The 937-nt window shown below is 47.5% G+C and carries 1 protein-coding gene; it reads right to left on the bottom strand.

What is annotated here, in order from left to right; genetic code table 11:
• Positions 1–937 (bottom strand): IS110 family transposase (locus LQ229_RS26930; protein WP_230193415.1); only part of this gene is annotated, 937 nt, incomplete at both ends.

Genomic DNA, 937 nt, shown 5'->3' with positions numbered 1-937 from the left:
TAACTAATCTGAAATATACGGCCGGGATTCGCGAATCTTTCACTTTTATAGCGGACCAGCCACATTGAATAAGGAGGGTTTTCAGTCCCTTATTTCCTCGGTAGTTTTTCTTTCGTTTTTTTTTACCGTTGCTCTCGTGATTGGCCGGGCAAACCCCAGCCCACGAAGTGAGATGCGCATCGGATGGGAAATGTGACATGTCGGGACCCACTTCCGCCAAGATGCTCGCCGCTGCATCAAGGCTAATCCCTGGAATGGTGTCCAACAATTCCAATTCCAGACGATAGGGCGCAATCAGTTGATCAATTTCATCCTCCAACTCTTTAATCTCTTGCTCGAGGAAAGCGATATGGTCCAGATGTCTCTTAATCATTCTGCGGTGATGAACGCGCAAGCGACCATTCAATGCCTGAATGAGCTCGGGAACCTTGCGCTTCAACTGAGTCTTCACCATATTGCGAATCTGATGTTCATCGAGCACTTCACCATTGACAATGGATTCAAGAAGTGCACGACCGGAAACACCAAAAATATCGGTGATAAAGGTGGCCAGTTTCAGATTGGCGTCCTGCAAGATCTTGTGAATCCGATTCTTCTCTTGCGTCACATTCTGAACGAGTTTCCGACGATAACGTGTTAAATCGCGCAAATCACGAATGTCTTCAGGAGGGACAAAACTTGGCTGGATTAGCCCGTGACGGTGCAATCTGGCAATCCATTCAGCGTCGTTATAGTCGGTCTTCTTGCCCGGGATATTCTTGATGCGCTCTGGATTAGCTAACGTCAATTCACAAGTGCCCTCTAGGATATTCCACACAGGTTTCCAGTAGACGCCTGTGCTTTCCATGGCGACATGGACACATTCCCGGTCTTGAAGCCAGTCCAACAGGCGAATCAGTTCATCGGTTGTTGTTCCAAATGTTTCGATTTCTTTCGA

This window comes from Paenibacillus sp. CECT 9249 (genome assembly GCF_918697855.1).
Lineage (GTDB): Bacteria > Bacillota > Bacilli > Paenibacillales > Paenibacillaceae > MSJ-34.
This window is presented reverse-complemented; position numbering and strand designations above follow the sequence as displayed.